Source organism: Acinetobacter sp. YH12140 (genome assembly GCF_013418475.1).
Classification (GTDB): domain Bacteria; phylum Pseudomonadota; class Gammaproteobacteria; order Pseudomonadales; family Moraxellaceae; genus Acinetobacter; species Acinetobacter amyesii.
In genome coordinates, this window is sequence record NZ_VPBZ01000010.1 from 1 (window position 1) to 15,273 (window position 15,273).

Consider the following 15,273-nt stretch of genomic DNA (forward strand, 5'->3'; position numbering starts at 1 on the left):
CCGAACTCAGAAGTGAAACCTCTTAGCGCTGATGGTAGTGTGGGGTTACCCATGTGAGAGTAAGTCATCGCCAGCTCATTATTCGAAACACCCCCTGATATCTCAGGGGGTGTTTTTTTATGTGGGGAGAAAAGGGAAAAATAAGCAGAAAAGTAGAAGGATAAAACAGGAAAATGAGAAAATTATTGATAGATTGAGACTTGAATTATTTAAACATGGATGATTATTAGACAATAAACGCATTTAAAAATCATCAATTGAGGGAATTCTCAGCCTAAAAATGTCGGAAAACCTGAATGTAAGTCAGCTAAAACAACAGTTTAAATGCCTAATTATCGACTTAAGTGATGGCTGATGACTTATGATTTAGAAATCTACGACTTAGATCGTAGAACTGCGATTTTTTTCTATAAAATTTGAGTTTTATTCTGACAATTTTCATATCAAATAATCTATCGTCTGATTGTGATTTAGCTTCTAATAACACATTGATAATTAATCATTATTAAAACTAGACCCGCAGTCCATCGATTTTTTTATGTATAAATATTTCAAAAATATCTAAGTTTTTATGACATTTTATTCCCAAATGACATAGATATATCTGAAAGGTATGGGTCTATACCTTTGTAATTTTGGACAATTTACATTGAAAAACGGCATTGTAGCGAAAAATAAAACTCACAATTGGAGGTGAGGTTCAATGTCTACAAGCACAATGAATGTGAATAGCGTTGTCGATAACGCTAAGTTCACAAAATCGCATTTCAGCATCATGATGTGGTGTCTAATTCTTATTTTATTTGATGGTTATGACTTAGCGATCAATGGTGTTGCGCTGCCTTTATTGATGAAAGATTGGGGATTAACAGCTGTTCAGGCAGGCATGCTTGCGAGTACAGCACTTGCAGGGATGATGTTTGGTGCCATGATGTTTGGTACTTTGGCTGATAAGATTGGCCGTAAAAAAGTCATCATGATCTGTGTATTTTTATTCAGTACATTCACATTTCTAGGCGGTTTTGCATCAAATCCTACGGAATTTGGTGCTTTACGTTTTATTGCTGGACTTGGCATTGGTGGAGTATTACCGAACCTTGTAGCATTGACGTCTGAATATGCACCTAAGCATCTACGTAGTACTTTAGTGACCACTATGTTCAGTGGTTATGCAATGGGTGGCATCATGGCCGCTCTATTTGGTTCATGGTTTACTGCGGATTATGGCTGGCAAATCATGTTCTTCATTGCGGGTATTCCACTGTTACTGTTGCCGTTTGCTTGGAAATTTTTACCTGAATCGCTCACATTTTTGGTGAAGGTGAATCGTCACGATGAAGCTCGTAGGATGATTCAAACCATTGCACCAGAGCAAACCGTGACTGCAAATACTCAACTGGAACTGACTGAAGTTGCGGTTCCGGGTGGAACGTCTGTTAAAGCGTTGTATAAGCAAGGTCGTGGCATAAGTACGATGTTGTTTTGGCTGTGTTTCTTTATGTGTCTATTAACGCTTTATGCATTAGGCAGTTGGTTACCAAAACTAATGATGGCCGCAGGTTATTCATTAGGTAGCAGTTTGACCTTCCTATTGGCGATGAATATTGGTGCCGTAATTGGTACGATTGGCGGCGGTATTTTAGCGGACAAATTCCACTTAAAACCGGTGATCATTACATTATGTCTTGCAGGTGCTGTGGCACTATCTTTACTCGGCTTTAATTCACCACAGCCTGTGATCTATCTTTTGGTTGCTGTCGCAGGTGCATCGGCAATTGGTTCGCAAATCTTGCTGTATAGCTATGTTGCACAGTACTATCCGTTGTCTGTACGTTCGACAGGTATTGGATGGGCATCTGCAGTCGGTCGTACAGGTGCGATTGTTGGCCCGATTCTGATCGGCTATTTATTATCACAAGAATTGCCACATCAAATTAACTTTATGGCCGTGGGAATTCCAGTAGTCATCGCAGCGATTGCAGTGTTCTTTATTCGCAAAGCGCAAACGGATGAAGAGGTTGCCGCTTTAGAAAATGTGAATAAGGCTTCAGTGAAAACACAGCGTTCGTATAGCTAAAACATAGATTTAAAAAGCCCGTCATTTGATGGGCTTTTTTTATGTTGTACTCATAATTCTTATCATTGAATTTAGGTTGAATAATTTATTAAAAAATTGATAAATAATGAGATTTTTTTATTTTACACACCTTTTCTAATTTAATTTCATTGTTATATAGAGACTCGATCATACGTTTTTCAGTACAAGCCGAGATCTGAAAATAGGGGATGAAGTTCAGGGCGTATAAGTAATCAAGTTTGAGGCTTGTGGTTCATTTTGTTACTTAAATATAGTGAACTCTGTGCTCAGTCAGCGCATGATAGAGGGCATAGATTTATTCACATTTATCAATAATGTCTCAAGATCATGGAAATATCGTCATGTCCAAAGCCGTACAAGATATAAAAGACTATCCGCTCTATGTTGCAGGTAAAGCATTGACTACCGATCAGTGGTTAGAAGTGGATCAAAAATATACCCAAGACGTATATGCACGCGTTGCACTCGCAGATGCTGCAACCATTGAAAAAGCCATTGCTTCAGCGGTTAAATCTAGCGCTGCAATGGCGGCATTGGAACCTTTTCAAAAACAAAAAATCTTACTGCACTGTGTTAAACGTTTTAATGAAATGCGTGCAGAATTGACTGAAATTTTAATTGCGGAAGGTGGAAAACCGTGTAAAGCCGCAGCTGCTGAAGTTGAACGTTTAATTAATACCTTTCAAATTGCTGCCGATGCTGTCACACAGATGGATGATGGTCGCATGATCCCATTGGCGGTTACTGCAGCGGCATCTGGCTATCAAGGCATGGTCAAACATGTGCCGATAGGCCCTGTATCCTTGATCAGCCCGTTTAATTTTCCGATCAATCTGACTGCGCATAAAATTGCACCTGCCATTGCCGCAGGCTGTCCATTTGTTTTGAAGCCTGCAAGTTTGACGCCTATTTCAGCTTTAAAAATTGCGGAAGTTTTGGCAGAAACGGATTTACCTAAAGGTGCTTTTTCAGTTTTACCTTGTCCACGTGAACATGCAGATGTCTTGGTAACAGATGACCGATTTAAACTGCTCAGCTTTACCGGTTCCGATGTTGTCGGCTGGGATATGAAAGCGCGTGCGGGACGTAAAAAAGTGACTTTAGAACTTGGCGGTAATGCTGCGGTATTGGTTGAGCCTGATACTGAAATTTCAGCGGCATTTATTGAACGCTTAGTGGGCGGGGCATATAACCATGCAGGGCAGGTGTGTATTAGTGTTCAACGCATCTTGGTGCATGCCGATATCTATGCCGATGTGAAGAAAAAACTCGTGGCGAGAATGAAGCAGCTTAAAGCCGCTGATCCTCATTTGGAAAGTACCATGGTCGGTCCAATGATTAAGGAAGCTGAAGCAACACGCGTACATAAATGGGTCGATAAAGCAGTAAAAAAAGGTGCCAAAGCATTGGTTCGTGGTGAACATCAGGGGGCTTTGCTCGATCCAATTTTATTAGAAAATGTCGATGAATCGCTAGAAGTGTATAAAGATGAAATCTTTGGCCCTGTAGCGATTTTAGAGAAATACAAAAACTTTGAAAAAGGTATCGCCAAAATTAATAGCAGCCGTTTTGGTTTACAAGCGGGCGTCTATACGCAAAATTTGAATAAAATGTTGTATGCGTGGAATCACTTAGATGTCGGTGGAGTGATTATTAATGACATTCCATCTTTCCGTGTCGATAACATGCCATATGGTGGTGTAAAAGATTCTGGCTTAGGCCGAGAAGGGATTCAGTCTGCCATTCGAGATATGCAAGAAGAACGCGTATTGGCGATAAAACTGTAGCCGTTTAAACATGGGCTTGGTTCAGTATGGAACTGATCGAAGCCCAGTTTTTGAATCATTGCAAAAAACTAAAGTGCATAAGAAAAAATGAAACGAATTTTATTATTGGTCTGTTTGATGACCGTGAATATGGCTGTCTTTGCTTTTAATGCCACTCAAATGGTGACGGATGCACGCAGTCAAATTGGGAAAACCTTATATTATGATCCTGCGTATACTGCACTGCGTTATCCGATGGGAGATGTCCCTTTAATCAAGGGTGTTTGTACCGACGTGGTAATTCGTGCATTACGACAGCAAGGGATTGATTTACAACAAGCCATTCATGAAGATATGAAAGTCAATTTTAAACAGTATCCACAAAAATGGGGCTTAAAAGGAACCGATAAAAATATTGATCATCGGCGTGTTCCCAATATTCAAACCTGGATGCAACGTCAGGGCTATGTAGTCAAAGATAAGCAATATTTGGCAGGTGATATTGTCACTTGGGACTTAGGACGGGGTTTAGTGCATATTGGCGTGGTTTCAGATCGTAAAGTGAAAGCTAGCGATGTTCCGCTCATCATCCATAATATTGGAGAAGGTACACAGGAAGAAGATCTTTTACATGTCTATCAAATTACGGGGCATTATCGAGTGAAATAACTTTAAAAATTTAATTGGAAATAAAATATTCCTAAAAGTTATATTATTGATAACTTAAATTGTATGAAAAATAAGCTGATTAAATGAACATTTAAGCCTAAACACATTATAAAAATGGAATATTTGCCGTAGAAATTACAGAAAAACTTAAAAAAAGTGAGTATTGTTAATTCATACAAAGGGAAAGTTATTTGTGGTGTTTTTAACCAAAATGCGCATGTGATTTTTCTGTTTGCAATTTGGTATAGACGCTCACAAGGTATCTCACCAGATCAAACACCCAGAATTTTATTTTTATGGTTCTTTTTTTGCTCGCGATATAACCATAACAAGCAGCAGTTAAAGATGCCTGAAGTTTAGGTGTTCTATGTCAGATAATCGTGAAAACTGGTCGGCACGATCAGGATTTATCATTGCCGCTATTGGTTCCGCTGTAGGTTTGGGAAACATTTGGCGTTTCCCTTACGTGGCGTATGAAAATGGTGGCGGTGCATTTTTAATTCCCTATTTAATTGCAATTTTTGCAGCGGGTTTGCCTTTATTGTTCTTAGATTATGCAGTGGGGCATAAATTCCGAAAAGCACCGCCTACTGCATATAAAAAACTTATGAACAGTGAGGCATTAGGCTGGTGGCAAGTGATGGTGACACTCATCATCGGAATTTACTATGCCAGCGTATTGTCATGGGCCGGCAGTTATATTTTCTACTCAATTGGTCAAAAATGGGGTGAAGATACGCAAGGCTTCTTCTTTAATACCTACTTGCAAAATGCCGATGGAATTGCCTTTGGCTTTGTACCGACCTTATTCTTTGGATTGGTAATTGTTTGGGCGATTACCATGTTCATCTTATATGGTGGTGTGAAGAAGGGTGTAGAGCTTTCGAATAAAATCTTTATTCCATTGTTGGTGATTTTGTTCTCGATTTTGGTGATTCAAGCGGTACGTTTACCGGGTGCTACAGAAGGTTTAAATGCATTCTTTACGCCAAACTGGGATGCGATGACTGACTATAAAGTATGGTTAGCAGCCTTTGGTCATATCTTCTTCTCGTTATCGATTGGTTTCGGGATTATGTTGACCTATGCGTCTTACTTAAAAGCAAAAACCAACTTGACCGGTTCAGGTGTAGTCGTTGCATTAGCCAACTCATCATTTGAAATTTTAGCGGGTATTGGTATTTTTGCGGCATTGGGCTTTATGGCACATAGTGCGGGCGTACCTGTAAATGAAGTGGTTTCAGGCGGTATTGGTCTTGCGTTTATTGCTTTCCCGAAAATCATTTCTAGCTTAGGTGCTGGCGGCGATTTATTTGGTTTCTTGTTCTTCTCGTCACTGGCTGTAGCAGGGATCACCTCAATGGTGAGTATTTTGGAAGTGCCAATTGCGTCGTTCCAAGATAAATTCGGCTGGTCACGTAAAAAAGCTGTAACGATTGTTGCGGGTGGTTCTGCCATTGTATCGACCTTAATTTTCTCAACCCACAGTGCGATTACTTTCGTTGACATCATTGACTACTTCGCCAATAACATTGGTATCGTAGCGGGTGGTTTGTTCTCGATTATCTTGGTGTCTTGGTTCCGTCGTCCATTGCTTGCGCAATTACGTAATCATGTGAATCAATATTCAAGTATCAAATTGGGCTTTGGTTGGAACTTCTTATTAACGGTTGTTACTCCGCTTTCATTATTAGTAGCTTTAGGCTTAACCATTAAAGACGTTGCATCTAAAGGCTATGGTGGTTATCCAGTTGACGTGTTATTGCCTGTAGCCGGTTTAGTCATTGCGATCTTTGTGCTTGGTGCCATTGTATTTAGTTGCATGAAAGACAAAAACCCTGAGGAGAAATAACATGAATACATCTGCATTAATCATGATGATCATTTCAATTGTTTTGCTTTGGGGCGGTTTGATCTTAGCGTCGATCCATTTAGCAAAACATCCAGATGAAGAAGATTAAGCTTCATCGTTGATAAAAAAGGAACCCGAGGGTTCCTTTTTTATGTGGTACTAAAAAGCAAATTCTATTGTAGATTAAGCTGTTTTTTGAATGAGGCAGTAGAAGAAGCCATCGCCATAACCCACTTTCGGGAACAATTGACGACCATGAATTTGTTCAACACCCCAATCCGCTTCAATTTTAATTTCTTGGGCATCGGCATGATTGGCAAAGAACTCAACCATTTGCTGTTCATTTTCAGCTTTCAAAATCGAGCAGGTGATGTAAAGCAGCGTGCCGCCGACTTTAAGCTGCTTCCACATGTTTTCCAAAATTTGTTTTTGTAACACTACAGTTTTTGCAATGTCGCCCGATTGACGTAGTAAACGTATATCAGGATGACGACGCATTACACCGACAGCAGTACATGGGGCATCGAGCACGATGCAATCAGCAAGTTCAGGAGCAGTATAGGTGACGGCATCGGCAGTTTGGATTTCGACATGTTTACCATCGAGATCCAAACGATCAAGGTTTTCAACCACACGTTTTAGACGCTTTTCATCTTGATCCAGTGCAATGAGTTTCTTCGGTTGGAAAGTCTCTAAAATATGTGCGGTTTTACCACCCGGCGCAGCACAAGCATCAATCACAAATTTACCATCGAGATTTGGTAATAGTGTTGCACACAGTTGAGCATGTTCATCTTGTACCGAAAAACCACCTGCTTCAAAGCCCGGTAAGCTTGGAATATGTAGGCTTTCGTCCATCACAATACCGACATTAGAGAGTTCACAGCGATGTGCATCGATGCCTTCATCTTCCAAAATATCGAGGTATTCGTCACGGCTGACTTGGCGTGTATTGACACGTAAAGTCAGTGGTGCAATTTGCTTAAGCTCATAACTAAGTTCATCAAATTGTTCGCCCCAGTCTTTTTTCAGGCGTTTGGTTAACCAACTTGGTAGATTTGTGGCTTGTTCAAGTACATCGTAGAACTGTTCTGTTTCACGTGTTGCACGGCGCAAAATTGCGTTGATTAAGCCACTTAAACTTCCCATACCCAATTGTTTTGCAGCTTCCACCGTTTCAGAAATTGCAGCATGAGCTGCGACACGGGTACACAACAATTGGTACAAACCAAGGTATAAACAGGTTTCAACCACTTGGTTATCTACCGGTTTAGACAGAAGCGGTAAAGTCAGTTGTTTCAATGCATACCATTGACGTAAACAACCAAGCACCAATTCATGGAATAACGCACGGTCTTTATCTGACACGATATTCATTTGCTGCGCGAGGACAGATTGCAGCGATTGACCATTTTGGACAGCCAATAACGTCTTCACTACCTGAGCACGTAAATTAAGGTCTCGGGTCGAGGCGTTGGGAGATTGCTTCATTATAAAATTTGTCCAATAGTCAATTTTTGGGTTTGTAAAATTTGTACAGGGTTGAGTGGTTTAGCACCTGGCCATTGTAAAGAGGTCAAAATAATCACGCTGCCATTGGCACAGGCAACGTGTATGCCTTTTTTGTCGATGGCAATGATTTCACCTGCTTGAGCGTTCGGTGCAGACACAGCAGAAAGTTCAGAATGCCAAACACGTAAGTTGTTTTGTTCATCCAACTGAATAAATGCTACCGGCCACGGATTAAAGGCGCGAATGTTACGATCAATTTGTACAGCATCGATGGACCAATCAATTTTTGCTTCGGCTTTTGAAAGCTTATGTGCATAAACCGTTAATGCTTCGTCTTGAACTTCACGGCTGTCTAAATATTGCTGCAACGTTTGTTCAGTATCTAAAACAGCAGCAATTGCGGTTGCACCTTGTTCTGCAAGTTTGTCATGCAAAGTTGCAGAGGTATCCGTTGCTTCAATCGGGCAGATGGTTTTATACATCATGTCGCCTGTATCGAGTCCGGCTGCCATTTTCATAATGGTGACACCTGTTTCAATATCACCTGTTGCGATGGCACGTTGAATCGGTGCTGCACCACGCCAACGTGGCAGCAATGAACCATGAATATTCAGGCAGCCATATTTCGGGGTATCTAGCACCACTTGCGGCAAGATCAAACCATAGGCTGCAACCACCATAACATCGGCATTTAAGGCCTTTAATTCCGCTTGTGCGGCTAAACCTTCTTCAGTCGATGATTTGAAATGAAGGGGTTGGTAAACAGGAATATGGTGCTCTAAAGCCAATTGCTTTACGGCAGAAGCTGTGAGTTTTTGTCCACGTCCAGCTTTGCGGTCAGGTTGAGTGTATACCGCAACAATTTCATGTTGTGTGTTGAGCAAAGCAGCTAGTGCTGTTGCGGCAAATTCTGGCGTACCGGCAAAGATGATTTTCAAAATGAATGAACCGAATCTGTGTTGAATATGTGGATTATAGCAAATGATTAATGCGTAATTTAGAACATTAGAAATTGATTTTTGCAACTTTGAAGCTGTCCAAGCTCAATGATTTCATAACCCAAAATCGCAAATTTGCAATTTTAAAATAAATTATATTTATATAAAATTTAAAAATTATTCATGAAAGTTTTGTATTGTGCAGCCATTGATGGCGGTATAGTAGATTTCAGTTAAAAGATTTTTGTCGTCAAATCACTCGTTTTTATTGATAGACCCATCTGCCCAAATCTCAGCTTAAAAAGCCATCTTTAAAAACAATGGCTTGGTGTATGATAGGTTTAAAATTCGACTGATTTTACATCATTGTCAGTATGATTTAGCCAGAGTGAATCTGTAGGATTCATTTCAAGCTCAAACTTTGTTGGAAATATAAAATGCCTGACTATCGTTCAAAAACATCGACACACGGAAGAAATATGGCGGGTGCGCGCGGCTTATGGCGCGCAACTGGTATGAAAGATGAAGACTTCGGTAAACCAATTATTGCCGTCGTGAACTCATTTACTCAATTTGTACCGGGTCACGTTCATCTTAAAGACCTTGGTCAACTCGTGGCGCGTCAAATTGAGCAAGCAGGCGGTGTAGCCAAAGAGTTCAATACTATCGCAGTCGATGACGGTATTGCGATGGGCCATGACGGGATGCTGTATTCATTACCTTCACGTGACTTGATTGCAGACTCAGTAGAATACATGGTGAGCGCGCACTGTGCCGATGCCATGGTATGTATTTCCAACTGTGACAAAATTACCCCAGGGATGTTGATGGCGGCAATGCGCTTGAACATTCCAGTGGTATTTGTCTCGGGCGGTCCAATGGAAGCGGGTAAAGTTAAAATCCGTGGCAACGACAAAGCGATCGACTTAATTGATGCCATGATTGTGGCTGCAGATGACAACTATACCGATGAAGAAGTAGCAGAATACGAACGCTCTGCATGCCCAACTTGCGGTTCATGCTCAGGTATGTTCACCGCAAACTCAATGAACTGCTTAACAGAAGCATTGGGTCTGTCTTTACCGGGTAACGGTTCTACACTGGCAACACATGCAAACCGTAAAAAATTATTCGAACGCGCAGGCTCTTTAATTGTTGAATTGGCTAAACGTCATTATGAACAAGATGATTACAGCGTATTGCCACGTGAAATGGTGACCAAAGCCTCGTATGAAAATGCTATGACTTTAGACATCGCGATGGGTGGTTCAACCAATACCGTTCTACACTTGTTGGCTGCAGCCAATGAAGCTGGCGTTGATTTCACGATGGACGACATTGACCGTTTATCTCGTAAAGTGCCTGTACTCTGTAAAGTTGCACCTGCGAAAAACGACGTACATATGGAAGATGTACACCGTGCTGGCGGTATCATGTCCATTCTCGGTGAATTAGACCGTGCAGGCTTATTGGACACATCTGTGGGTACTGTTCACGAAGCAAGCTTAAAAGATGCTTTAGATAAATGGGACATTATCCGTACTGAAAATGAAGACGTTTACCAATTCTTCCGTTCAGCGCCGGGCGGTGTACCAACGCAAACTGCATTCTCACAAGATCGATATTACCAACGACTAGATGGTGACCGTGAAAATGGCGTGATCCGTAATGCTGAACATGCGTTCTCGAAAGACGGTGGCTTAGCTGTGCTTTACGGCAACATTGCGCTCGATGGTTGTATCGTAAAAACTGCGGGTGTAGATGATTCAATCTTGAAATTCAACGGTACTGCACGTGTGTTTGAAAGCCAAGATTCAGCAGTAGAGGCGATCTTAGGTAATGAAATCAAAGCCGGTGATGTGGTGGTGATTCGCTATGAAGGCCCACGTGGTGGTCCGGGTATGCAAGAAATGTTGTACCCAACCAGCTACTTAAAATCGAAAGGTCTAGGCAAAGAATGTGCATTATTGACTGACGGTCGTTTCTCGGGCGGTTCGTCAGGCCTGTCTATTGGTCACGTTTCACCTGAAGCAGCAGAAGGTGGTGCAATTGGTTTGGTGGAAGATGGCGATTTAATCGAAATCGATATTCCAAACCGTACCATCAACTTAGCTGTTGATGAAGCAACCATGGCCGCTCGCCGTGCAGCGCAAGAAGCCAAAGGTTGGCATCCAGTTGAAGAGCGTCCACGCAAAATCTCGAAAGCATTGAAAGCGTATGCAATGCATACCACGAGTGCGGCGAAAGGCGCAGTACGTGAAATCTAAGCTTTAGATTTTTAATTAAAAAGCACTCCACATGGGGTGCTTTTTTAATTTACATCTACATAACTTGCATTGGATACGAGGAAATGTCATCCGCAACTGTCTGAGGCAAACGGTAATTTAAAAGTGAATGTTTCTGCGATCATTTTTTTAGTTGCAAACAGTTGTCGAGTTTTGTCGGTGAGGTGCATTGCACCGCAAGATGGTTTCCTTGCGAAGCTTCGCATCTCATTTTGCCGAAACAAAAGTAACATACGAGCTCCGAAAATTAGCTTTTATAGAGGTAAGACTCCGCTGTAATCAGCTTTTAAATGAAATAATGGGACAATAATTCTAAGTTATAGATTTCTTAATCTGATTAAAAATAATGTTTCTTGAAGCAACTAAATAAAATTTAATAATTAGTGGATGTCATTAAAATTCTAAAAAGACAGCCTCGAATAGTAGCTATAATTTATATGGCTTTGTGTAGGCAATCCCTTACTTTTGAAAGATCAAAAGTAACAAAAATCTTTTGTTCTCCTGATATGGCATCCTTGCCATACAGGAAAACAGCGACATCCATGTCGCTTTGTCATGTGATTGAATGGTATTGCATGCGCTAAAAATCTCTTTTGTTGAGATGTAATTTCTTTTACATGCCGAGCGCTTTCTATACAATAAATTTAAAAGAATCCGCCAAAACTGAGGCACTAAATCAGCCATCGTCAAGGAAGAACAATGAGTAAAAATAATATTCGCGAACATTCTGCGCCTGTTTATGAAGGTATCGAAAATGCGCCTGCACGTTCCATGATGCGTGCCACGGGCTTCCATGATGCTGACTTTACTCGCCCATTTATTGGCATTGCTTCGACTTGGGCCAATGTCACACCGTGCAATATGCATATTGATGGTTTGGCCCGTGAAGCTGAAAGTGGGGTCAATGCTGCAGGCGGTAAAGGCATTATTTTTAATACTATTACGATTTCTGACGGCATTTCCAATGGTACTGAAGGTATGAAGTATTCACTGCTGTCGCGGGAAATCATTGCCGACTCTATTGAAGCTGTGGTGGGCTGTCAGGCCTATGATGGCGTGATTGCGATTGGCGGCTGTGACAAGAACATGCCGGGTTGCATCATGGGCTTGGCGCGATTAAACCGTCCGGGCTTGTTTATTTATGGTGGCACCATCAAACCAGGAGCTGGTCATACCGACATGATTTCGGTATTTGAAGCAGTCGGTCAGCATGCCAAAGGCGAAATCAATGAAATTCAAGTGAAGCAGATTGAAGAAGTCGCGCTGCCGGGGCCGGGTTCGTGCGGCGGTATGTACACGGCCAATTCAATGGCTTCAGCGATTGAAGCACTGGGCATGAGCTTGCCGGGGTCTTCAGCACAGGAAGCGGTATCCGCGGATAAAATTGCCGACTGCCAGCGTGCAGGTGAAGCCGTGATGAATCTGCTGCGTCTGGATATTAAACCGCGTGACATTATGACCAAAGCTGCTTTTGAAAACTCGATTAAAGTGCTAATTGCCTTAGGCGGGTCAACCAATGGCGTGCTGCATTTGATTGCCATGGCGCATACCGCAGGCGTGGAACTCTCTTTGGATGATTTTGTGCGCATTGGTAAAGATATTCCTGTGGTGGCCGATGTGCGCCCATCGGGTAAATATTTAATGTCGGAACTGATTGCCATTGGCGGCATTCAACCGCTGATGAAGCGCATGCTGGATGCAGGTATGCTCGATGGTTCTTGCTTAACCGTTACGGGCAAAACTTTGGCGGAAAACTTAGCGGAGGTAGCAGACTATCCTGCAGGTCAACAAATTATTCTGCCGTTTGATGCACCGATCAAAAAGGATTCACACTTGGTGGTACTCAAAGGCAATCTGTCACCGACAGGTGCCGTGGCTAAAATTACCGGTAAAGAAGGGCTGTATTTTGAAGGGCCTGCACGGGTATTTGAGGGTGAACAGGGTGCCATGCGCGGTATTTTAGATGGTGAAGTACAAGAAGGCGAAGTGGTGGTGATCCGCGGTGTTGGGCCGAAAGGCGGGCCGGGTATGCCAGAAATGCTGAAACCGACTTCAGCGATTATTGGTAAAGGTCTAGGCCAATCTGTTGCACTGTTGACTGATGGGCGTTTCTCGGGCGGCAGCCATGGTTTTGTGATCGGGCATGTGACACCAGAAGCCTATGAAGGCGGCCCAATTGGCTTGGTCAAAAACGGCGATAAAATATCAATTAACGCTGAAACGCGTGAAATGACTTGGCATGTGGCAGAGGATGAAATTTCTGCACGTCGTGCGGCCTGGGTCAAACCGAAACCAAACTATACCCACGGCGCATTGGCTAAATTTGCCAAGTTGACCTCTGGTGCGGAAAAAGGTGCGGTGACTGACCTAAATCTAGACGTCTAATCCATTGTTAAATATTGAACATTCAGCCCTGACTTGATATAAGTTTTGCACAAGGCTTATATCTCATTTAAAACAGCTTCATAATAGAAGTTGAATTTTAAGCATGTGCTGGCAGGTTCGGTACAATTCATCATTTTGAGGCAAAAAACGCATGTCACTGTTACGCCGTTGGTTCGATCCAATCCGATCGAGTTGGTTTTATCAGAAACCGACCCGACAAGCGGTGTTACCCACGGAACAAGGTCTGAGTGTTTATCTTCGACTGGATGATGTCTATAGCTATTTGGCTGCGCAGCAACTGCCTCAATTAGAAGAAATTCTCAGTGTTGAAATTAAACCACTAAAAGTGATTATTTGTCGTCAGAGTGCTGAACCTCCTAATCAAATGTCCTCGATAGAATGGCAACAATATTGTCTGAATGATGCCCAAATTTTAGCGCGGCAGCATCGTTTTAGTTTCCATGAAACACCTGAACAACCGACCGCTGAAGCTTTAGAACAAGCCGAAATCATTCTAAAAAATACCCCATTACGCGGCCAAGATTTTCTTTATTTACTTGAAGATGTGTTCCACATGCTGTGGCAAAAGCAGTATGGCAAGCTGAGAACACTGTATGCGATGGCCAGTCGCCATCACAAAGCACAGGATTTTCCAGAACGGATCTTTTCTGACTTACCAATTTTGACGGGGTATTTTGAGTTTGGTGAACGTAAGTACCATGCTGTAGATGATTTACTGCGTTTAACACGCCGTTTAAAACAACAAAAACTCCTGACAGATAACCCGATCTTTATGATCAATCATATTGAATGGCGTGAGCACCTGATCAGTGATGCAGAAGAGTTAAATGAAATTCAGGGACTTGATCCTGAGCTTGATCTCTACATCGCGATGGAAGATCCGATTTCATGGTTATTGCTGGCTTATATTCGTGAAGAATTGGCGGACTATTATAATATTCAGCTGAATGTGTATCCATTGTCGTATCACGGTCGAGATTTGTTTGACTGGAGTTTGGCAACTCGTCTATCTAAACGGACAGAAATTAAGTTCACGCCATTTTGCCGGCCTACAGAAGCTGCGACATTAGCTATGTCACAGCTTTACTACAGTGCGCCCGAAGAGCAGCGTATTGATGTGATGTATCGTATTTTGGAAGCCGTATGGACCAAAGGGCGTGATTTATCCTTCAAAGCACATTTTCAGGCTTTACAGTATGAGTTGGAGATTTCTGAACTGACTACTAATGATATTGCTGAAAAATTAAAAGAAAATGATATGCACTGTGAGATGAAGTCACAGCCTGATTTTCCTGTTTTAGAATTACGTATTGCAGGTCAAAGCTATGTATTTAATAGCTTATACCGCGTATGGATGATTGAAAGTATTTTCAGTAATGTGTTAGAAGAGAAGTATAAAAGTGAAAACACCGCTGAAAGTGAAGCCAGAGAAGATGAAGAAAGAAAAAGTTGAGTCATTAGAGCAAGCCCGCGCACAGATTGATGTGATTGATCAGGGGATTATTGAGCTCATTGCTGCACGTCAGTTTTATGTCGATCAAGCGGTGCGGTTTAAGCGTTCAGTACAGGATGTTCAATCACCAGAACGTGTCGAAGCGGTGATTAGTAAAATTCGTCTACAAGCCACAGAGCACGGTGTAAATGCAGATATTGTGGAACGTTTATACCGCGATATGATTCAGCATTTTATTCAACGTGAGTTGAAAGAGATTCGACCGTAATTTTTAGTTTTTGAGATTAGATCAAA

At 41.9% G+C, this 15,273-nt stretch carries 11 protein-coding genes; 9 read left to right on the forward strand and 2 right to left on the reverse strand.

Translation table 11 applies throughout. From position 1 onward, the window contains the following. The first annotated feature begins 703 nt into the window (after window positions 1-703). The 5 genes from FTU75_RS14735 to FTU75_RS14755 all read left to right on the forward strand — a co-directional run bounded on the left by FTU75_RS14735 (window position 704) and on the right by FTU75_RS14755 (window position 6,494). Window positions 704-2,077 carry an MFS transporter gene (locus tag FTU75_RS14735; RefSeq protein ID WP_180116217.1) on the forward strand — a complete coding sequence of 458 codons (1,374 nt, stop codon included), beginning with the start codon at window positions 704-706 and terminating at the stop codon, window positions 2,075-2,077. 362 nt (window positions 2,078-2,439) lie between these two features. After that, the gene (locus FTU75_RS14740; protein ID WP_180116219.1) at window positions 2,440-3,885 is read left to right on the forward strand and encodes an aldehyde dehydrogenase family protein; all 1,446 of its coding nucleotides are present in this window, start codon (window positions 2,440-2,442) and stop codon (window positions 3,883-3,885) included. An 87-nt stretch (window positions 3,886-3,972) separates the two neighbouring features. After that, window positions 3,973-4,533 carry a DUF1287 domain-containing protein gene (locus tag FTU75_RS14745; protein WP_180116221.1) on the forward strand — a complete coding sequence of 187 codons (561 nt, stop codon included), beginning with the start codon at window positions 3,973-3,975 and terminating at the stop codon, window positions 4,531-4,533. A gap of 367 nt (window positions 4,534-4,900) precedes the next feature. Beyond that, complete coding sequence (locus FTU75_RS14750) at window positions 4,901-6,385, forward strand: sodium-dependent transporter (RefSeq protein ID WP_180079292.1); 1,485 nt, start codon at window positions 4,901-4,903, stop codon at window positions 6,383-6,385. Between the two features lies 1 nt (window position 6,386). Continuing rightward, a complete protein-coding gene (locus FTU75_RS14755) occupies window positions 6,387-6,494 on the forward strand; it encodes a methionine/alanine import family NSS transporter small subunit (RefSeq protein ID WP_078191653.1) in 108 nt (35 codons plus the stop codon). Window positions 6,495-6,568: 74 nt separating this feature from the next. On the opposite strand, the gene rsmB is transcribed toward FTU75_RS14755, so the two are convergent. Further along, the gene (rsmB, locus tag FTU75_RS14760) at window positions 6,569-7,876 is read right to left on the reverse strand and encodes a 16S rRNA (cytosine(967)-C(5))-methyltransferase RsmB (protein ID WP_180116223.1); all 1,308 of its coding nucleotides are present in this window, start codon (window positions 7,874-7,876) and stop codon (window positions 6,569-6,571) included. Beyond that, the gene (gene fmt, locus FTU75_RS14765; RefSeq protein WP_111885186.1) at window positions 7,876-8,835 is read right to left on the reverse strand and encodes a methionyl-tRNA formyltransferase; all 960 of its coding nucleotides are present in this window, start codon (window positions 8,833-8,835) and stop codon (window positions 7,876-7,878) included. Before fmt ends, rsmB begins: the two co-directional genes overlap by 1 nt. A 437-nt stretch (window positions 8,836-9,272) precedes the next feature. Between fmt and ilvD (FTU75_RS14770) the strand changes: the two genes are divergently transcribed. The 4 genes from ilvD (FTU75_RS14770) (at window position 9,273) to FTU75_RS14785 (ending at window position 15,247) form a co-directional block, all read left to right on the forward strand. Further along, window positions 9,273-11,102: a dihydroxy-acid dehydratase gene (gene ilvD, locus FTU75_RS14770; protein WP_111885144.1), complete on the forward strand. Its 1,830-nt coding sequence runs from the start codon at window positions 9,273-9,275 to the stop codon at window positions 11,100-11,102. A 717-nt stretch (window positions 11,103-11,819) separates the two neighbouring features. Then, the gene (gene ilvD / locus FTU75_RS14775) at window positions 11,820-13,505 is read left to right on the forward strand and encodes a dihydroxy-acid dehydratase (protein ID WP_180116225.1); all 1,686 of its coding nucleotides are present in this window, start codon (window positions 11,820-11,822) and stop codon (window positions 13,503-13,505) included. A gap of 151 nt (window positions 13,506-13,656) precedes the next feature. After that, window positions 13,657-14,979 (forward strand): hypothetical protein, encoded by a 1,323-nt coding sequence (locus tag FTU75_RS14780; RefSeq protein WP_180116227.1) that lies wholly within the window; start codon window positions 13,657-13,659, stop codon window positions 14,977-14,979. Further along, complete coding sequence (locus FTU75_RS14785; RefSeq protein ID WP_078191648.1) at window positions 14,960-15,247, forward strand: chorismate mutase; 288 nt, start codon at window positions 14,960-14,962, stop codon at window positions 15,245-15,247. The genes FTU75_RS14780 and FTU75_RS14785 overlap by 20 nt, the downstream gene beginning before the upstream one ends. The last annotated feature ends 26 nt before the right edge of the window (window positions 15,248-15,273 follow it).